This is a genomic window from Tsukamurella soli (assembly GCF_039541155.1).
Lineage (GTDB): Bacteria > Actinomycetota > Actinomycetes > Mycobacteriales > Mycobacteriaceae > Tsukamurella > Tsukamurella soli.
In genome coordinates, this window is sequence record NZ_BAABFR010000004.1 from 1 (window position 1) to 19,753 (window position 19,753).

A 19,753-nucleotide genomic window follows, 5' to 3' on the forward strand; every position below is an offset into this window, starting at 1 on the left:
CGACCGGCGGCCAGCCCGCGCCGAGTCGGCCGTCCGGCCCCGTGGGTCCGCCCGAGAGACAGCCTGCCCCCGCCCGGCCCGCAGGCCCTGCGCAGCCTCTCCAACCCGCTCTGCTCATGCAGGCGGGGCCGAACACCGAGGTCGAACGCGTGCCCCCGCACCTGCGTGCGCTGGCAGGCAACACCGGTCTCTATAAGGTCCCCGAGTCACTGCGCCCACCCGTCCAGGGCGGCGCGGTCAGCATCGGGCGCACGCCCGAGAACGATCTCGTGGTGCCGGACATGCTGGTGTCGCGGCACCACGCGCGGCTGCTCACGACCCCCGCGGGCGTCGTCATCGAGGATCTGCACTCCGCCAATGGCACCCAGGTCAACGGCCGCCGGATCGGCTCGCCGACCAAGCTGAGCGAAGGCGACCTGGTGACGCTCGGCAACTCCGATCTGGTGCTGCGCGAGGGCGTCCTGCAGCGCCCCCAACCGCAGGCCCTGGCGGGCGCGGGCCTCATGGTCCGGGCGCTCGGCCTGACCGTCGACGGCGACAAGACCCTGCTGCGCGGCGTCGAGCTGAACGCCGCGCCGGGGACCCTGACCGCGATCATCGGGCCGTCCGGCGCCGGCAAGTCGACGGTGGCGCGGGTCGTGGCGGGCGCGGCCTCGCCGACGGTGGGCCTGGTCGAGTTCGAGGGCCGCGACGTGCACCGCGACTTCGATGCGATGCGCTCCCGCATCGGCATGGTCCCGCAGGACGACGTCCTGCATCGGCAACTGACGGTGCGCCAGGCCCTGCGGTACGCGGCGGAACTGCGGCTGCCGCCCGATATGTCCAAGGCCGACCGCGACCTCGTGATCGACGGTGTCCTGGATGAGCTGCAGCTGACCGAGCACGCCGACACCCGCGTCGACAAGCTGTCGGGCGGCCAGCGCAAGCGCGCCTCGGTGGCCATGGAGTTGCTCACCGGCCCGTCGCTGCTGATCCTCGACGAGCCCACCTCGGGCCTCGATCCGGCGCTGGACAAGCAGGTGATGCAGACACTGCGGAACCTGGCGAACGCGGGCCGCGTCGTCGTGGTGGTCACCCATTCGCTCACCCACCTCGACATGTGCGACCAGGTGCTCCTGCTGGCTCCCGGCGGCCGCACCGCGTACTGCGGCACCCCGGCCGGCGTACGCACCGCGATGGGAACCTCCGACTGGGCGGAGATCTTCGACTACGTCGCCAAGCAACCGGAGGCGGCCGCGCAGCGGTACCAGGCGGCCAACCCGCCGACGCAGGCGCAGCCCGCGATCGCGCCGCACGGCACGCCCCTCCCGGCGCCGAAGACGTCGTGGGTGCGGCAGCTGTCGGTGGTGGCGCGACGACAGTTCCGGCTGATCCTCGCCGACCGCGGCTACCTGGCGTTCCTCGCGCTGCTGCCGTTCGTGCTGGGCGGGATCACCCTGATCGTGCCGGCCACCAACGGCCTGCGGAAGGCACCGTCGGACTCCACCAGTGGACCCATGATCATTCTGGTGCTGCTGGTGATCGGCGCATGTTTCATGGGCGCCGCGCTCACGGCGCGTGATCTGGTCGGCGAGCGCCCGATATACCGCCGCGAGCATGCGGTCGGGTTACGGCCGGGGGCCTACCTCACGGCCAAGACCCTGGTGTACTTCGTCGCGGCGGTGGTGCAGGCCGCGGTCATGGTGGGCATCGCGATCGCGGGGATCAAGCAGCCGGAGATCCAGGGCGATGTGATCTCGTCCGCTCCGGTCGAGTTGCTGGTCGCGATCTGCGTGCTGGCCTGCGTATCGACGTTGGTCGGCCTCCTGATCTCGGCCCTGGCCCGCTCGAACGAGCAGATCATGCCGATGCTGGTGGTGGTCGTGATGCTGCAGCTGGTGATGTCGGGTGGGCTGTTCGGTATCGCGGGCCGGATGGTGCTCGAACAGGTGTCGTGGATCTTCCCGTCGCGGTGGGGCTTCGCCGCGATCGCGTCCACCGTGGACCTGCAGCACGTGACGATGGTGCCGGACCCGCAGAGCCCGGGCGATTGGAAGATCGTCAATCACGACCCGCTGTGGAACCACACCCGCGGCGCCTGGCTCGAGGCGATCGGGGCCCTGGCGCTGATCGGGCTGGTGCTGTGGGTGGGCGTCTGGGCGCGCATCCGCCGCCGCGTGGGGTGAGGAGTGACGGCGGGCGCCGCTGGGCGCGCGCTGCCTCATCGCTAACCTGATCAGCATGCAGCGCATCATCGGCACCGAGGTCGAGTACGGAATCTCGGCGCCCCGCGACCCGGCGGCCAACCCGATCCTCACGTCGACGCAGGCGGTGCTCGCGTACGCCGCGGCCGCGGGCGTGCCGCGGGCCAAGCGGACGCGCTGGGACTACGACCTCGAGTCGCCGCTGCGGGACGCACGCGGCTTCGACCTGGGCCGGAACTCGGGCCCGGCGCCGATCATCGACGCCGACGAGATCGGCGCCGCCAACATGATCCTCACCAACGGCGCGCGGCTGTACGTCGATCACGCCCACCCGGAGTACTCGGCCCCCGAGGTCACCGACCCGATGGACGCCGTGATCTGGGACAAGGCGGGGGAGCGTGTCATGGAGGCGGCGGCGCGGCACGTCGCCAGTGTCCCCGGGGCGCCCACGCTGCAGCTGTACAAGAACAACATCGACGGCAAGGGTGCCTCCTACGGCACGCACGAGAACTACCTGATGCGTCGCGACACGCCGTTCCCGGCTGTCGTCACGGGCCTCACCCCGTTCTTCGTGACGCGGCAGGTGTTCTGCGGCAGCGGGCGGGTGGGGCTCGGGCAGTCCGGTGACGACGCCGGCTTCCAGCTCTCCCAGCGTGCCGACTACATCGAGGTCGAGGTGGGCCTCGAGACGACGCTCAAGCGGGGCATCATCAACACCCGCGACGAGCCGCATGCCGACCCCGAGAAGTACCGGCGCCTGCACGTCATCGTCGGTGACGCCAACCTCGCCGAGACCTCCACATACCTCAAGGTGGGGACGTCGGCGCTGGTGCTGGACCTGATCGAGGCGGGGGTCGACCTGTCGGACCTGCAGCTCGAGCGGCCCGTCACGTCCCTGCACGACGTCTCGTACGACACGTCACTCACGCGACTGCTGCCGCTCGCCGACGGCCGGGCGATGACGGCGATCGACATCCAGCGCGAGTACGCGGACCGGGTCGGCAAGCTCCTCGAGCAGCGCCCCGACGACGCGCGCGCCCACCACGTGCACCAGCTGTGGGTGACGGTGCTCGACCAGCTCGCCGACGACCCGATGCAGCTGGCCGACACCCTCGACTGGCCGGCCAAGCTGCGCCTGATGGAGGGCATCCGCCAACGCGAGGGCCTCACCTGGAGCGCATCCAAGCTGGCGCTGGTGGACCTGCAGTACTCGGACGTCCGGCTCGACAAGGGCCTGTACAACCGGCTCGTGGCTCGGGGGTCGATGAAGCGGCTGGTCACCGAGCAGCAGGTGCTCGACGCGATCACCACGCCGCCCGAGTCGACCCGGGCATACTTCCGCGGCGAGTGCATGCGCCGATTCGGCGCGGACATCGCCGCCGCCAGCTGGGACTCGGTGATCTTCGACGTGGGTGCCGAGTCGCTGGTGCGGATCCCGACGCTCGAACCGCTGCGGGGCACCCGCGAGCACGTGGGACGGCTGCTCGAGGAATCCGCTTCGGCGCGTGAACTGGTCGAGTCGCTGAGGGCGTGACACGCATGGACCTCATCGGCGAGGCGGCAAAGGCCTACCGGCGCGCGTATACGCAGGCGTTCCCCAGGGTGCTCGAGCTGCACGGCGAGCTCTACACACGGTCCGGCGGGCGCATCGGGCACCGGCTGCTGTTCGGGGTGCCCAGCCTGATCGTCACGACGGTGGGTGCGAAGTCCGGAGCGCCGCGCACGACGGTGCTGACGTACGCGCGGGACGGGGACGACTTCGTCGTCGTCGCGTCGAAGGGCGGTGCACCGCACAACCCCGCCTGGTACCACAACATCGTGGCCGCGGGCGAGGTCGGAGTGCAGGTGGGCACTCGGCGGCTACGCGCCCGGGTCACCGCCCTGACTCCTGGCGATCCCGACTACGACCGGCTGTGGCGCCTCGCCGACGCGGGCAACGGTGGCCGGTACAGCCGGTACCAGCGCAAGACCCGCCGGCCGATCCCCGTCTGCGTGCTGCACCCGGTCGCCTGACGCTCACACCCGGTTCGTGTCGCAGACACCCTCGGCCCCCGACGCCGGTAGGGTTGGGGGACAGACGACGTCGGGTCGATCCGGACCTTCTCGGCGTCCCGGTGTGAGGAGGCGGTTATGGCCCAAGAGCAGACCAAGCGCACAGGTGGGGGCGACGAGGACGACGATGTCGCGGCACCGTCGAGCGGGGGTCAGGAGCGCATCGAGAAGCTGACCGACGACACCGACGACCTGCTCGACGAGATCGACGACGTGCTCGAGGAGAACGCGGAGGACTTCGTCCGCGCGTACGTCCAGAAGGGCGGGCAGTGATCGGCCCGTCCAGCGGTACCGGATCGTCGTTCGTCGAGCACCTGGCGCGGATCGCCCCGGAGGCGTTGCCCGGCGCCCATCTCGGGGACGCACCGGCACCGTCGGGCTCCGTGCCACACGGCACCACGATCGTCGCGCTCACCTTCGACGGTGGCGTGCTGATCGCCGGTGACCGCCGCGCGACCATGGGCAACCTGATCGCCCAGCGCGACATCCACAAGACGTACATCACCGACGACCACACGGCCGTCGGCATCGCCGGTACCGCGGGCATCGCGAAGCAGATCGTCAAGCTCTTCACCGTAGAGCTCGAGCACTACGAGAAGATCGAAGGCGTGCCGCTCACGTTCGCGGGCAAGGCGAACCGCCTCGGGGGCATGGTGCGCGGCAACTTCGCCGCCGCCATGCAGGGCTTGGTGGCCGTGCCGCTCCTGGTGGGCTTCGACCTGGGGGCCGCCGACCCGGCGCGCGCGGGTCGGGTCGTGTCGTACGACGTGACCGGCGACTGGCACGACGAGGTCGAGTTCCACGCGATCGGGTCGGGCTCGGCGTACGCGAAGTCGTCGCTGAAGAAGCGGTACCACCCGCGCGGCACGGCCGAGCAGGCTCTCGCCGCGGCTGTCGAGGCGCTGTTCGATGCGGCGGACGACGACACCGCCACGGGCGGCCCCGACACGCTGCGCGGCCTGTACCCGACGGCGATCGCCATCACGGCCGAGGGGGCCGTCGAGGTCCCCGAGGCCGACGTGGCGGCCGCTACCGACGTGGTCCTGCGCGACCGACGGGGATTGGAGGGGAGATGAGCATGTCGCTGCCGTATTACGCATCGGCCGAGCAGATCATGCGCGACCGCTCGGAGCTCGCGCGCAAGGGCATCGCACGCGGCCGGAGCGTCGTGGTGCAGAAGTTCGCCGACGGTGTCCTGTTCGTCGCCGACAACTCGTCCACCCTGAACAAGATCTCGGAGATCTACGACCGGCTCGGCTTCGCGGCGGTCGGCAAGTACAACGAGTTCGAGTCGCTGCGCCGGGCCGGGATCCAGCATGCGGACACCCGCGGGTACCAGTACGACCGCGCCGATGTGACGGGACGGTCGCTGGCGAACGCGTACGCGTCGACCCTGGGCATGGTGTTCACGGAGCAGCCGAAACCCTACGAGGTGGAGCTGTGCGTGGCGCAGGTGCCGCCGCAGGGGTCGGACGCCGATGCGCAGCTGTACCGCATCGGGTACGACGGTTCGATCTCCGATGAGAAGCGGTACCTCGTGATGGGCGGGCAGACCGAGCCCGTCGCCGCAGTGATGGCCGACGGCTACGTCGAGGACCAGGACCTGCAGAGCGCGTTCCGGCTCGCTGTTCGGGCCCTCGGGGCGCCGGCACCGTCGGCGGGCAACTCCACCACGCCGCCCGCCGAGCCGAAGACGTTCACCGAGTCGGAGCTCGAGGTCGCGCTGCTGGATCGGCGGCGCCCACGTCGCGCCTTCAAGCGCCTCCGGGCGGCGGAGGTCGCCGGCCTGCTCTGACGGGAATTCGCGGTCGAGCCGATGCACTGATCGACCACGAGTCACTGGAACGCTGTCGGCTCCGTCGGCGGGCATGCGAAGCTGGTGAAGTCCGATATCTCGACAGCTGAGAGACTCGGACGGCGTCGCTTCGCGTGAAGTCTGGATGGATATCGTCCGACGTGGCGGCATGAACAGACTATCGGGAATTCGATGCTCGAAATCAACTCCTCGGATGTGGCCTGGTCATCGACACGAGAGAGCGATTCCGACACTAGACCAAGCCGTTGCTTGGTTCGCCACTGTGGGCTATAAAGTATGGATGGTATCGGGTGTCGACACGGCGGGCAGGTCCAGCTCAGGGTCGATGGATGATGTCCGCTACTTCGCAGAGTTCTAGAGCAGGTCGTGGTCAGGCCTGCCGTCGGGCTGTGTTCCGGCTGGCCGCCGATCGGAGTGGAATCGATCTGGCCGGGTATCCTGGAAATGATCCCCGATCGTCGATACCGGCTTACTTCTGATCACGAGAGTGCTCTCGGCAGTACCGGACAGCAGCAGATCGACGGCCTGGTCGTGGACATGGAAGACGACGCGAAGCTGAAAGCCGCGAAATTCCTGCCGTATTTGTTTCGAAGGTCCAGACCGACGAAGTAGTCGATCGAGTCTGCGCTCTGGCACGTCCAGTGCCGTTCATGCATACCAAACCGCAGACTCGCGGCCCAGGCGTATCCAGTCGAGGCCCACGGCGCCGGCGCGGCGTTCGCGGGACGTGCCAGCCCATCACCGCGCCGGACGACCGTCGACCAGGCGCACGCTCGTGGGTCGAGAGGGTTCGCCACCGCGGAGCTCGTCGGCCCACCGGGGTATGTTCGAGGGGTGCAGCGGCGAATCATGGGAATCGAGACCGAGTTCGGTGTCACGTGCACGTTCCACGGACACCGTCGACTGAGCCCGGACGAGATCGCGCGGTACCTGTTCCGGCGCGTGGTCTCCTGGGGTCGCTCGTCGAACGTGTTCCTGCAGAACGGAGCGCGGCTATACCTCGACGTGGGCAGCCACCCCGAGTACGCGACCGCCGAATGCGACTCGCTCCACCAGCTCGTGACCCACGACCGGGCAGGCGAGCGCGTGCTCGAGGACCTCCTGCTGGATGCCGAGAAGCGCCTGCAGGACGAGGGCATCGGCGGCGATATCTACCTTTTCAAGAACAACACCGACTCGGCGGGCAATTCGTACGGCTGCCACGAGAACTACCTGATCGGCCGGGTCGGCGAGTTCTCCCGGATCGCCGACGTGCTGCTGCCGTTCCTGGTGACCCGCCAGCTGATCTGCGGCGCCGGCAAGGTGCTGCACACGCCGAAGACGGCCACGTTCTGCCTCAGCCAGCGTGCCGAGCACATCTGGGAGGGTGTCTCGTCGGCCACGACCCGGTCGCGGCCGATCATCAACACCCGTGACGAACCGCACGCCGATGCCGAGAAGTACCGCCGCCTGCACGTGATCGTCGGCGACTCCAACATGTGCGAGACGACCACGATGCTCAAGGTGGGCTCCGCCGCGCTGGTCCTCGAGATGATCGAGGCGGGCATCCAGTTCCGGGACTTCTCGCTCGACAACCCGATCCGGGCGATCCGGGAGGTCAGCCACGACGTGACCGGCCGCAGCGCGGTGCGGTTGGCCGGCGGGCGCACGGCGGGCGCGCTGGACATCCAGCGTGAGTACCACTCCCGGGCCGTCGAATACCTGGGTACGCGCGAGCCCAACGCGCAGATCGAGGAGGTCGTGGATCTCTGGGGCCGCGTGCTGGACGCCGTCGAGGTGCAGGACTTCGCCAAGGTCGATACGGAGGTCGACTGGGTGATCAAGCGGAAGCTGTTCCAGCGCTACATCGACAAGTACGGCATGGATCTGGCCGACCCCAAGATCGCGCAGCTCGACCTCGCGTACCACGACATCAAGCGCGGCCGCGGCGTGTTCGACCTGCTGCAGCGGAAGGGCCTCGCGGCTCGGGTGACCACCGACGAGGACATCGACGCGGCGGTGTCGACACCGCCGCAGACCACGCGCGCCAAGCTGCGCGGCGACTTCATCAAGGCGGCGCAGGAGGCGGGGCGCGACTTCACCGTCGACTGGGTGCACCTCAAGCTCAACGACCAGGCGCAGCGGACGGTGCTGTGTAAGGACCCGTTCCGCAACGTCGACGAGCGCGTCGAGCGGCTGATCGCGTCCCTGTAACCAATAGAATCTCCTCCGTGGAGGAGATCCCGAAGATCGAGCGGCTGACCAACCTGGTGATCTGCCTGCTGTATGCGAACCGGCCGGTCGAAGCGTCGTACATCCATGCCAACGTCCTCGGCTACAAGCAGGCCGTGACGGAGGAGGCGTTCAAGCGGATGTTCGAGCGCGACAAGAAGGAGCTGCGCGACCAGGGCATCCCGATCGAGACCGTGCCGGTCTCGTGGGCCAACCAGGTCGAGTCGTACCGCATCAAGCGCGATGAGTACCGGATGGGCGACATCACGCTGGACTCCGAGGAGGCGGCGGCGGTCGCCGTCGCCAGCGCGATGTGGCAGTCGCCCGAGCTGGCGGCGTCGGCGCAGGCTGCGGTGCGCAAGCTCCGGGCGAACGGGATCGAGGTCCGCGACGCCGCCGAGGCGGCGCTGTCCGCCACCGTCGGGACCCCTAAGCCGGACGTCGAGGAGACGCTGCGCGCGCTCGTGGACGGCATCAACCAGGGGCACCCGGTGCGGTTCCGACACCGCAGCCGACCGTCTGCGCCGTACGTCGACCGCACGCTGCACCCGTGGGGCATGGCGACGGTGCGGGGCAACTGGTACGTGATCGGGCACGACGCGGACAAGGACGCGCCGCGCACCTTCCGGGTGTCGCGGGTGCGGGACGTCGCCGTGCTCGAGACCGCGGAGGCCAGGCCGCGCCCGAAGGACTTCGACCTGCGCGCGGCGATCGAGGCGGCGGTCAACGCCTACGACAAGACGGTGCGCGCACGCGTGTGGCTGGCGGACGGGCGGGGCAACGCGCTGCGGCGAGCCGCACTGTCGGTGGAGACCGACCAGCGCGAGGTCGCGGGCGCGACCCGGAGCGGAGCGGTGGTCACCGTGGAGGAGCGGTCGCTCGACGACGTCGCCGCCGCGGTCGCGGGGCTCGGGCCCGACGCTGTCGCGCTCGACCCACCGGAGCTGCGGGCCGCCGTCGTCGCGCGTCTCACCGGCGCCGCCCGTGCGGTCACCCCGGCCGACCACGCCGATCGTGAAGGAGCCCGACGATGACGCGGACTGCAGAGCGACTGTCGCGCTGGCTCAACCTGATCCCGTACTTCAAGAGCCACCCCGGGTTCACGTTCGAGCAGGCCGCGCACGACCTGGGATCGACAGCGAAGCAGGTCGAGAAGGATCTCAGCGGCCTGTACATGTGCGGCCTGCCCGGCGGGTACGGCGGCGATCTCATCGAGGTGGACCAGCTGGGCGACAGCGTCGTCGTGGGCTTCAGTGCCGAGCTCGAGCGTCCGCTTCGGCTGACGGTGGCGGAGGCGTCGTCGTTGCTGATGTCGTTGCGGATGCTGGCGGCGACGCCCGGCGTCGCCGACACCGCGGCCGTGTTGCGCGCGTTCGACAAGATCGCCGAGGCCACCACGAGCGCCGGGCGCGACGCGGCCGCCGCCATCGAGGGCGGCGCGGACGAGTCGGCGATCGCCGCCACCGTCCGGTCCGCGACGCGGAACCGGCACGCGCTGCGGCTGCACTACTACACGGCGTCGCGCGACGCGACCAGCGAGCGCGTCGTCGACCCCATCGAGCTGCAGACCGTCGACACCCGCGTCTACCTGCGGGCGTGGTGTCGCACCAGTGAGGATGTGCGGGCGTTCCGGTTCGACCGGATCGACGCCGCGACCGAGCTGGACGAACCGGCGCAGGTGCCCGACGACGTCCAGCCGGCGCGGTCCCTGTTCGACTCGACTCCCGCCGACCAGCTCGCCGTCGCGACGCTGCGGATCGCACCCGCCGCTGAATGGGTCCTCGAATACCACCAGATGACGGTGGACGAGGAAGCCGATGACGACGGCGTCTTCGTCGCGACCATGCCGTACGCGTCCGAGGAATGGATGACGCGGTTCGTCGTGGGCTTCGGCGGCGCGCTCGAGGTGATCGCCCCGCCGTCATTGGCGCAGGCGGTCATCGCGCAGGCGCAGGCAGGGCTGGCGAACTACCGATGAAGGTCCGACTACCGATGAGGAACGACTACCGATGAGGCGGAGGACCCGACACGGCGCTGCCGCCGTAGGCACGTGTGGTGCGCTCGCTGTGCTGTGTGGCGCGGGCGTCGCGACCCCGAAGCCGCCTGCCGCGCACCTGGCGCAGGAGGTGGCCGTGGTGGGCGCGTCGATCGCCGACGGCATGGGTGCACCGCCCGGCGGCGGCTGGGCCGAATTGCTCGCCGACGACCTCGGAGTGCGCGCCGACGTCAGCGCCGACCCCGGTGCGGGCTTCGTCGCACGCGGCGTCGCGAAGGAGGGCCCCATGTGGCGGCTGCTCCCGGCACTGCAGCTCGACCGGGTGCACCCCGACGTCGTGCTCGTGCAGGCCGGGCACAACGACGTCGGCGAGCCGCTGCTGCCGGTGATCGTGTCGGTCACCCGCCTGTTCGAGGCGATCCACACGCTCACCCCGGACTCGGTGATCGGGCTCATCTCGGTGTTCCCGACGGGCGACGAGCCGTCGGCCGCGGCGCGCACCACCGACGCTGCGATCGTCGCGGCCGCCAGGACCGCGGTGCCGGACGTGTTCGTGTTCGACCCGATCACGGGCCGCTGGCACTTCCCACGCCTGCGTGACGGGCTGCACCCGACCGAGGCCGGACACGAGTGGATCGCCCAGCGTCTGACGGGCCCGCTGCGCGACGCGCTCGATCCGCATCAGCGCAATTCGCCTCGGCGGGGCCCGACATGGCCGGACCTGCTGACGCTGATCTTTGGAAACAGCATGCCGGATTCCCGACAGAATCAGGGTTTTCTCGGCGTGGTGACAGCGAACGCTTAACTCTCGGAGAACGATGGACCTATGCGACCAACGGCGAGCACCCCGTCCACCTCTGGTCTCGCGGCCCTCATCCGGGCCCGCGCGCAGGGTCGGAGCGACGCTGTCTTCCTCGAGGCCGGCCCCGGCGATGCCGATCCCGAGCCCCGCCGGCTGACCTTCGCCGAGCTAGGCGAGCTCGCCCGCCGGCGGTCGGCCCAGCTCCAGGCGACGACGGTGCCGGGTGCCCGGGTCGCGCTCGCCATCGCGGACCCCGTCGACCTCGCGGCGGCGTTCGTCACCATCGTCGCCGCCGGCCGCACGGCGGTGCCGCTGGACCCGGACGCCCCCATCGCCGACCTCCGGCGCACCGTGGGCCGGGTCCGTCCCGATGCGTTGCTGACCGACCGCGCGGAACTGGCCGGGCTCGGCCTGCCACTGCTCGCCGTCGCGCCAGAAGCCTCGGCCGACGGGCCCGCGGACACCGAGGTGTCCGGCGCCGTGCTGCTGTCGACCTCGGGCTCGACGGGCGAGCCGAAGTCCGTGATCCTCTCCGAGGCCCGGATCCTGCACGTCGCCGAGGCGGTCGCGACGCACAACGAGCTGACCCCTGCCGACCGCGGGTTCAACTGCCTGCCGCTGTTCCACATCAACGCCGAGGTGGTCGCCGTGCTCGCGTCGCTGTACGCGGGCGCGACTCTGGTCCTCGCCCGGCGATTCGTCCGCACGGACTTCTGGGTGCGGCTCGCCGACGCGCGGATCACCTGGCTCAACGCGGTCCCCGCCATCCTCGCCATCCTCTCCGCCCAGGAGCTGCCACCGCCGCTGCCCGGGCTGCGGTTCATCCGGTCTGCGTCGGCGCCACTGCCGGCCGCGGTCCGCGAACGGGTCAGCGCGCTCGCGGTGCCGCTGGTCGAGAGCTACGGCATGACCGAGGCCGCCTCGCAGATCACGGCGACTCCGCTGCACGGCTCGGCCCCGGCGCGCTCGTGTGGTCGCCCGGTGGGCGTCGAGCTCGAGATCCGCGACGATGCCGGGCAGCCGGTCCCGGCCGGCACCGTCGGGCGGGTCACGATCCGTGGCGCGAGCGTCATCGCGGGCTATGACGGTGGCCGTGACGCCGCGCGGTTCGACGGTGCCGGGTGGCTCGACACCGACGACATCGGTCACCTGGACGACGACGGGTTCCTCTACCTCGCGGGCCGCCGCGGCGACGCCGTGAACCGCGGCGGCGAGCTCGTGTACCCGCGCGAGATCGAGGAGGTCCTGCAGGACGACCCGGGCGTCCGGGAGGTGGTGGTGACCGGCCGCGACGACGAGGTGCTCGGCGCGGTCCCCGTCGCCTTCGTGATCCCCACCGACCCGGCCGCACCTACCGACGACCTCCGCCGCCGCCTGGCCGAACGATGTAGCCGCCAGCTGGCACGCGCGAAACGACCAGCCGTGATCGAGGTGGTCGAGGAGCTGCCCCGCGCCGCGACCGGCAAGGTCGCGCGGCACCGGCTCGCCAGGCTCGGCTCATGATCACCGGGACACCCAGCGGCGCCGACACGGCCCCGGTCGACTGGGCGGCCAGCGCCGAATCCGCACGGGTCGCACTCGGCCTGCCGGAGCGGGACGCCAAGCCCCGTCAGCGCGGCCTGACGATGGCGATCGACCACGGGCTGCCGACAGCCCAGTTCGCCGACCTGGTCCGCAGCATCGGTGACTACGTCGACCTGCTCAAGTTCGGCTGGGGCACCTGCCTGGCGACGCCGCAGCTGTGCGACAAGATCACCGCCGCACGCGACGCGGGCGTCGAGTTCTACTTCGGTGGCACCCTGTTCGAGCGGTTCTACCTGAGCGGCTGCGTCGATCGGTGGGCCGACCTGTGCCGCGCCGCCGGTGCGAGGGTCGTCGAGATCTCCAACGGCACCGTCCCCATGCGCAACGAGGAGAAGGCCGAATACATCGCGCGGTTCGCGGGCGAGTTCACCGTGCTGTCGGAGGTGGGCTACAAGGACCCCGACCGCTCCGAGACGCTGTCCCCGGTCCGCTGGATCGAGTACATCCGCCAAGACCTCGCGGCCGGCGCGGCGCTGGTGATCACCGAGGCCCGCGAGCACGGCTCGAGCGGCATCTGCCGCCCCAACGGGGAGCTGCGCTACGGTCTCATCGAGGAGATCGTCGAGTCGGGAATCGACCTGAACACGCTGCTGTTCGAGGCGCCCAATCAGCAACTCCAGGCGCATCTGCTGCGTCGGCTGGGCCCGCACGCGAACCTCGGTAATATCGCGCCCGACGAGGTGGTGGGCCTCGAGACACTGCGTCTCGGCCTACGGTCCGACACCCTTACCGACTTCCTGCCGACCGAGTCCGCCGGCGACGCGGGCCGGCCGGGGCAGGGTCGTACCGTCATCGCCCGAGGAGGACACCACCGTGCGTGAGACCCGTGACACCTTCCACCTCGCCATTCCGGCGCGCGATCTCGACGAGGCGTTCACGTTCTACGTGACGGGCCTCGGCTGCAAGCTTGCGCGGCGGTACGACGACCGCATCACGCTCGACTTCTTCGGCGACCAGGTCGTGTGCCACCTGTCGGACAAGATCGACCACGACGTGCACATGTACCCGCGGCACTTCGGCATCACGTTCCGCGAGCGCGCCGATTTCGATCGGCTGCACGCGCTGGCCAAGTCCCGCGATCTCGAGTTCTTCGCCGAGGTGGGAGACCGGTTCGCCGGGCGCGTCGAGGAGCACCTGACCTTCGTGCTCAAGGACCCGTCGAACAACCTGCTCGAGTTCAAGTACTACCACGACCCGCGGATGATGTATTGACGCGCTCCGCGTGCGCGTACGCCGGGCTCGCGGCTGTCGCACCGCGCCCGCGTCGGGCAGCGGGGCCGTGCGCGAGGCGTATGCTGGTTCGAGAGATCCGTCTACCCCGAAAGGGAATCATGGGTGCAATTCAGCCGTGGCACATCATCGTCGTGCTAGTGGTCGCACTGATCCTGTTCGGCTCGAAGAAGCTCCCCGAGGCCGCACGTGGGCTCGGCCGCTCGATGCGAATCTTCAAGTCCGAGATCAATGAGATGAAGAACGAGGGCCAGGCCGAGGACAGGCCGCGGCAGGAGCTCACCAGCCCTGCGCCCGCCGCCCCCGTCGACGTCCACGTCGATGTCACGAAGGCCGCCGACCCCGAGCGCAAGAGCGCATAACCGCCCGCACCAAGGCACCCGCTGTCAGCGGGTGCCTTGACGCGTGCCCGGACCACCGTGCGCATACCCCTCGATCCGCGGCAGCGCCGCGCCAAGGTCAACCCCGACGGTTCGATGACCGTCGTGGAGCACCTCTACGAACTCCGCCGTCGGCTGCTGTTCGCGCTGGCCTTCGTCTTCGTCGGTGCAGTGTTCGGGTTCTTCTGGTATTCGTACCGCATCGGGCCTGTGGAGTCGCTCGCGACCCTGCTCCGTGAGCCCTACTGCTCGCTGCCTTCGAACCTGCGCGCCGACCTCACCCACGACGGCCAGTGCCGGCTGCTCGCGACAGGCGTGTTCGATCAGCTGATGCTGCGCCTGAAGGTCGGCCTGACCGCGGGCGTCATCCTGGCGTCGCCGTTCTGGTTCTACCAGATCTGGGCGTTCATCAGCCCCGGGCTGCACCGCAACGAGCGGCGCTATGCGGTCGGTTTCGTGTCGTCCGCGGTGGTGTTGTTCGTGTCCGGCGCCGTACTCGCGTATTTCGTGGTGGCCCACGCCTTCCACTTCCTGCTATCGGTCGGAGACCAAGCACAGGTGACGGCGCTGTCGGGCGTCGAGTACTTCGGGTTCATGATCCATCTGCTGGTGATCTTCGGTGTCAGCTTCGAGGTGCCGCTGATCATCCTGGCGCTCAATCTCGTCGGGGTGCTGCCGTACTCGAAGCTGAAGAAGTGGCGCCGCGGGCTCGCCTTCGCACTGGTCGTGTTCGCGGCCGTCGCGAATCCCTCGGGTGACCCGTACTCGATGGTCGCTCTCGCCGCCGCGCTGATCGTCCTGTTCGAGATCGCTGTTCAGTTCGCGCGGATCCACGACCGACGCAAGGCGCGGTCGGCCGAATCGTGGGCAGGCTACTCCGACGACGAGGCGACCCCCCTCGACACGACGCCCGTCACCGTCGGGGCTGCCGCGCCTGTCGGGTCGGCCGGGCCCGTGCGCGGCTCGGGCGTGGCCGCACCCGCGCCGGTCGACGCCCCCCGCCCGGTTCGCCGCGCGTCCATCGCCCGCACGACCGACTTCGACGATGTCGTGTGAGCAGGAATCGGGAGGGCGAGGCCCCGTGACGGCCCTCGACCGGTTCACCTCGCTGCTCAGCTTCACTCTCGACCCGTTCCAGGTGGCCGCGTGCGAGGCGCTGGAGCAGGGGCGCGGTGTGCTCGTGTGTGCCCCGACCGGTGCGGGCAAGACGATCGTCGGTGAGTTCGCCGTGCACCTCGCGCTCGAGGCGGGCACCAAGTGCTTCTACACGACGCCGATCAAGGCGTTGTCGAACCAGAAGCACGCCGAGCTCGCGGCCCGCTACGGTCGCGCGCGGGTCGGCCTGCTGACCGGGGACGTATCGCTGAACTCCTCGGCTCCGGTGGTCGTGATGACCACCGAGGTCCTGCGCAACATGCTCTACGCCGACTCCCCGGCGCTGGCCGGCCTGTCCCACGTCGTCATGGACGAGGTGCACTACCTCGCCGATCGGTTTCGCGGTGCCGTGTGGGAGGAGGTGATCCTGCACCTGCCGATCGACGTGCGGCTGGTCAGCCTGTCGGCCACGGTGTCGAACGCAGAGGAGTTCGGAGCATGGATCTCCGAGGTCCGCGGCGACACCACGGTGATCGTGGACGAGCAGCGGCCTGTGCCGCTGTGGCAGCACATGCTGGTGGGGCGCCGGCTGTTCGACCTGTTCGACGTCAAGGCGGTACGCGCGAACGCCGACGCGGGACGCACCGCGCCGCCGACGGTGCTCGACGAGTCGCTGGTGCGGCACGTCAAGCAGCGCGAGGCCCTCGATCGCAGCGTCGATCCGGGCGATCCCCGCGGGCGCGGGGGTAGGGGCGGCAGGGGCAGGCCCCCGCAGCCCCGGCGCCCGATCCCGCGTCCCGAGGTGATCGCCCTGCTCGACGGCGAGGGCCTGCTGCCGGCGATCACATTCGTGTTCTCGCGGGCGGGGTGCGACGCGGCGCTCGCCCAGTGCCTACGTTCGCCGGTCACGCTCACGGAGCCGGAGCAGGTCGAGCAGATCGGCGAGATCATCGACAGGCATGTCGCCGAGTTCGCGCTGGGCGACCTCGAGCTGCTGGGCTACCACGAGTGGCGGGAGGCACTCGAGCGGGGCTTCGCTGCCCACCATGCGGGCATGCTGCCGGCGTTCCGCCACGCGGTCGAGGAGCTGTTCGTGAAGGGTCTGGTCCGCGCGGTGTTCGCGACCGAGACCCTGGCGCTCGGGATCAACATGCCCGCCCGGACGGTGGTGCTGGAGCGGTTGGTCAAGTTCAACGGCGAGACGCACACGGAGCTGACGCCGGGGGAGTACACGCAGCTCACCGGACGCGCGGGCAGACGCGGCATCGACATCGAGGGCCACGCGGTGGTGCTGTGGCAGACGGGGATGCGACCGCAGGAGGTCGCGGGACTCGCGGGCGCGCGCACATTCCCGCTGATCAGCTCGTTCGTCCCCGGCTACAACATGTCCGTCAACCTGCTCGACCGGCTCGGCCGGGAGGGGGCGCAGCGCCTGCTCGAAGCGAGCTTCGCGCAGTTCCAGGCCGACCGGTCGGTGGTCGGGGCGGCGAAGCGGATCCAGCGCAGCGAGCGCGAGCTGGCCGGGCTGCGCACGCAGATCGAGGACGCGGCCGACGGCACCGACTACCTCGGCTACACGGCGCTGCGCGAGCGGATCCGGGCGCGGGAGCGGGAGCTGCGCCGCGACCACCTGCACGACCGCGCCCACGCGGCGGGCGATGCGCTCGCGGACGTGCGCCGCGGCGACGTCCTCGCGATCACGGGTGGTCGGCGCCGGGGCCTCGGCGTCGTCGTCGAGCCCGCCACCGACCACCGCGACCCCAAGCCGTTCGTCGTCACCGAGCATGCGTGGGCCGGCAGAGTCGGTCCCGCCGATTTCGTCGGTGAGGTGCAGGTACTCGGTACCATGCGCGTGCCCAAGGGGGCCGACATCCGCTCGGGCCGCGGCAAACGCGACCTGGCCTCGTCGCTGCGCAACACCGGCATCGTCGCCCCCCGCGAGCGTCCCAAGGCGGCCCGGCCCGCTGCCGACGACGGTGTACTCGCCGATCTGCGCGCGCAGCTGCGCGAGCACCCCGCCCACCGCGCCGAACGCACGCCCGGGCTGGACCGGCTCGCGGAGCGGTACGCGCGACTGCAGCGCGAGACCGCGGCGCAGACGGCGACGGTGCGCGCGACGACCAACTCCCTCGCGGTCACGTTCCGACGGATCATCGCCCTGCTGACGGAGCGCGGGTATCTGGAGGCCGTTCCGGGGGTCGACGGCGGCGCGCCCGATCTGGCCCCCACGGAGGCGGGGCATCGGCTGGGCCGCCTGTACAGCGAATCGGATCTGCTGCTCTGCGAGTGCATCGATGCAGGGGATCTCGACGACCTGGACGCACCAGCCCTGGCCGCGGTCGTGTCGGCGCTGGTGTTCGAGTCGCGCGGCGAACGCGGCGGGTCGATCCTGACCGGCGAGCGGGTGCCGCACACGGTGCGCACGGCGATCGGTGCCCTCGCGGGCCGGTGGGCGGCGATCCGCGACGCGGAGGTCGTACACAAGCTCGCCGCCAGCCGCGAGCCCGACGTCGGGTTCGTCGGTCCCATGTACCAGTGGGCGTCGGGCGGCACGCTGGCGGCGACGCTGCTCGCCGCGGGTGAGCGGGGTCAGCTGCTATCCGCAGGCGACTTCGTGCGCTGGTGTCGGCAGGTCATCGACCTGCTCGACCAGATCCACCAGGTGTGCCGCGAGTCCGATCCCGAACTGTCCGCGACCGCGCGCACCGCCGTCGGCCTGGTTCGGCGCGGGATCGTCGCCCTCGACGCATAGCGGTTCTCGGCAAGGCCTGGGCGCGCAGCGCCGGCGGATTCGACGGGCGATGAGCCGTGAGCGCGCCTCGCCACCGCTAGGAGTCGGGCCCCAGACGCCTCAGCTGTTCGGCCAGGCGCTCGAGTTCGGCCGCGGTCACGGGCGAGGTGTCGCTGAGTCCGCTGCGTCCAGCCGTGGGGCTCCGCAGGAAGCGGCGCAGGACGGCCACGACCAGTCCTTCCGGCAGAGTCTGTAGCGCAACGAATGCCCGGGGGACCGGCGGCGTGGGCAGGGCGCCGAGGTACTGCCGCATGAGGTGGAGCATGCCGCGGACCGCGTCCGGATCGTCGGCCAGCGCTGCCGGACCGCCCGCGTCGTAGGCCGCCTGCCCGAGTGGCACCGCGAACGCGGCGTGCGTCTCGAGCCACGCATCCATCCGCGGTTCGGCCTTGGCGTTGATCCCGGCGGTTCGGAACGTCCCCACGATCCGTTCGAGCCGCGGCGTGCTGCGGCCGTCGGGTTCGCCGATCGGCATCGGGACCCGGCGGGTCATGAAGTCGGTCGCGCGGTACCGGACCACGCTGCCGTCCATCGTGCCGGCGTCCGTTGGGAAGCCGAGCAGTACGCGCTCGTGACCGATCACCGTGCCCAGCGGCTCCGCGCCGGCTGCCCAGTTGAGCAGGAACAGCACGTCCCCTTCGAGATCGGCGAGCGACTCGAGCACGGCCTCCACCTGATGGGTGCGGACCAAGACCGCGGTCAGGTCGTAATCGCCGGCCGGATGCTCGACAACGCGCACCGGTACCCGCTTGACCGCTGAGCTGTCCTCCTCGGCGAGCTGTACACCGTGCCGGCGGAGCGCGGCCAGGCGATCGCCCCGGGCGAGCAGCGAGACGTCGTGCCCGGCCTCGTACATGCGAGCGGAGAACATACTGCCGGTGACCCCGGCGCCGTACACGAGAAGCTTCATGGCCGAACCTCTTTCGCGGGCGAATAAATCATACAGTCGTTTGAATCGAACGACTGTATAGTACCCGCATGGCGTCACGCGACACCCGCAGCCAGATCCTCGACGCGGCCGAGCGCCTCTTCGCCGAGCGTGGCTACCGCGGCACCTCGGTCCGCGCGATCACCGACCTTGCCGGAGCGAATCTCGCCGCCGTCGGGTATCACTTCGGATCGAAGGCGGAGTTGCTGGCCGCGGTCGCCCGCCGGGTGGTCGAGCCCATCAACGCCGCGCAGTGTGCCGGGCTCGACCGACTGCTCGCCCGGACCCCGGATCCGTCGGTCAGCGAGCTGGTAGAAGCATTCGCAGGGCCGCTGTTCGACGAGATGCCGGCCGGCGACGAGGGCGGCGCCCGGACGTCCCGGCTGATCGTGATGATCATCAGCGACCCCGCGGACGAGGTGCGCGCGTGGACCGGCCCGGCCGAGGACACGGTCCGAGATCGCTACCTGGCGGCCTTCGGGCGCGCACTGCCCAAGCTCCCCGCGGAGGAGCTGTGGTTCCGGATGCGGGGGATCCTGGCGGTGACGGCCGTGGACCGCGTCGAGGTCTACAACCGACGCCTCCCGGCGAGCCTGTGCCCGCCGGCGGGCGAGGCCGGCCCGCGCTGGGCGATGACGTTCCTGACCGCAGCGATGAGCGCGCCACCGACCGGGATCTGACGGCT

Annotated in this window: 18 protein-coding genes; 17 read left to right on the top strand and 1 reads right to left on the bottom strand. The window is 70.4% G+C overall.

Features of this window, described 5'->3' with window-relative positions; all coding sequences use genetic code 11:
• The 16 genes from ABD908_RS01985 to ABD908_RS02060 form a co-directional block, all read left to right on the top strand.
• Positions 1-2,165, top strand: a 2,165-nt coding sequence (locus tag ABD908_RS01985) for an ATP-binding cassette domain-containing protein (protein ID WP_344990134.1), incomplete at its 5' end; no start/stop codon positions are given.
• A 55-nt stretch (positions 2,166-2,220) separates the two neighbouring features.
• The gene (dop, locus tag ABD908_RS01990; protein WP_344990137.1) at positions 2,221-3,717 is read left to right on the top strand and encodes a depupylase/deamidase Dop; all 1,497 of its coding nucleotides are present in this window, start codon (positions 2,221-2,223) and stop codon (positions 3,715-3,717) included.
• Between the two features lie 5 nt (positions 3,718-3,722).
• A complete protein-coding gene (locus ABD908_RS01995; RefSeq protein WP_344990373.1) occupies positions 3,723-4,196 on the top strand; it encodes a nitroreductase family deazaflavin-dependent oxidoreductase in 474 nt (157 codons plus the stop codon).
• A 117-nt stretch (positions 4,197-4,313) separates the two neighbouring features.
• A complete protein-coding gene (locus tag ABD908_RS02000) occupies positions 4,314-4,508 on the top strand; it encodes a ubiquitin-like protein Pup (RefSeq protein ID WP_344990140.1) in 195 nt (64 codons plus the stop codon).
• Positions 4,505-5,311 (top strand): proteasome subunit beta, encoded by an 807-nt coding sequence (gene prcB, locus ABD908_RS02005; protein WP_344990143.1) that lies wholly within the window; start codon positions 4,505-4,507, stop codon positions 5,309-5,311. The genes ABD908_RS02000 and prcB overlap by 4 nt, the downstream gene beginning before the upstream one ends.
• 2 nt (positions 5,312-5,313) lie before the next feature.
• Positions 5,314-6,030 (top strand): proteasome subunit alpha, encoded by a 717-nt coding sequence (prcA, locus tag ABD908_RS02010; RefSeq protein WP_344990145.1) that lies wholly within the window; start codon positions 5,314-5,316, stop codon positions 6,028-6,030.
• Positions 6,031-6,885: 855 nt separating this feature from the next.
• Positions 6,886-8,244 carry a Pup--protein ligase gene (gene pafA, locus ABD908_RS02015; protein ID WP_344990147.1) on the top strand — a complete coding sequence of 453 codons (1,359 nt, stop codon included), beginning with the start codon at positions 6,886-6,888 and terminating at the stop codon, positions 8,242-8,244.
• Positions 8,245-8,261: 17 nt separating this feature from the next.
• Positions 8,262-9,296, top strand: coding sequence for a helix-turn-helix transcriptional regulator (locus ABD908_RS02020; protein WP_344990149.1), 1,035 nt, complete (start codon positions 8,262-8,264; stop codon positions 9,294-9,296).
• Positions 9,293-10,240, top strand: coding sequence for a helix-turn-helix transcriptional regulator (locus ABD908_RS02025; protein ID WP_344990152.1), 948 nt, complete (start codon positions 9,293-9,295; stop codon positions 10,238-10,240). Before ABD908_RS02020 ends, ABD908_RS02025 begins: the two co-directional genes overlap by 4 nt.
• Before the next feature lie 31 nt (positions 10,241-10,271).
• Positions 10,272-11,063, top strand: coding sequence for an SGNH/GDSL hydrolase family protein (locus ABD908_RS02030; protein WP_344990155.1), 792 nt, complete (start codon positions 10,272-10,274; stop codon positions 11,061-11,063).
• Positions 11,064-11,084: 21 nt separating this feature from the next.
• Positions 11,085-12,563: a class I adenylate-forming enzyme family protein gene (locus ABD908_RS02035; RefSeq protein WP_344990157.1), complete on the top strand. Its 1,479-nt coding sequence runs from the start codon at positions 11,085-11,087 to the stop codon at positions 12,561-12,563.
• Positions 12,560-13,465 carry a phosphosulfolactate synthase gene (locus tag ABD908_RS02040; RefSeq protein ID WP_344990160.1) on the top strand — a complete coding sequence of 302 codons (906 nt, stop codon included), beginning with the start codon at positions 12,560-12,562 and terminating at the stop codon, positions 13,463-13,465. Before ABD908_RS02035 ends, ABD908_RS02040 begins: the two co-directional genes overlap by 4 nt.
• Entirely contained in the window at positions 13,458-13,856 is a 399-nt protein-coding gene (locus tag ABD908_RS02045; protein ID WP_344990163.1) for a VOC family protein, read from the top strand. The genes ABD908_RS02040 and ABD908_RS02045 overlap by 8 nt, the downstream gene beginning before the upstream one ends.
• 119 nt (positions 13,857-13,975) lie before the next feature.
• Positions 13,976-14,236, top strand: coding sequence for a Sec-independent protein translocase subunit TatA (gene tatA, locus ABD908_RS02050; protein ID WP_344990165.1), 261 nt, complete (start codon positions 13,976-13,978; stop codon positions 14,234-14,236).
• 57 nt (positions 14,237-14,293) lie between these two features.
• Complete coding sequence (tatC, locus tag ABD908_RS02055) at positions 14,294-15,310, top strand: twin-arginine translocase subunit TatC (RefSeq protein WP_344990168.1); 1,017 nt, start codon at positions 14,294-14,296, stop codon at positions 15,308-15,310.
• Complete coding sequence (locus ABD908_RS02060) at positions 15,300-18,101, top strand: DEAD/DEAH box helicase (RefSeq protein WP_425584330.1); 2,802 nt, start codon at positions 15,300-15,302, stop codon at positions 18,099-18,101. Before tatC ends, ABD908_RS02060 begins: the two co-directional genes overlap by 11 nt.
• Before the next feature lie 76 nt (positions 18,102-18,177).
• Here the strand turns inward: ABD908_RS02060 and ABD908_RS02065 are convergent, their stop codons facing one another.
• Positions 18,178-19,050 (bottom strand): ketopantoate reductase family protein, encoded by an 873-nt coding sequence (locus tag ABD908_RS02065; protein ID WP_344990174.1) that lies wholly within the window; start codon positions 19,048-19,050, stop codon positions 18,178-18,180.
• 68 nt (positions 19,051-19,118) lie between these two features.
• Here ABD908_RS02065 and ABD908_RS02070 point away from each other — a divergent pair, with 68 nt between their 5' ends.
• Positions 19,119-19,748, top strand: a complete 630-nt coding sequence (locus ABD908_RS02070; RefSeq protein WP_344990176.1) for a TetR/AcrR family transcriptional regulator — start codon at positions 19,119-19,121, stop codon at positions 19,746-19,748.
• The last annotated feature ends 5 nt before the right edge of the window (positions 19,749-19,753 follow it).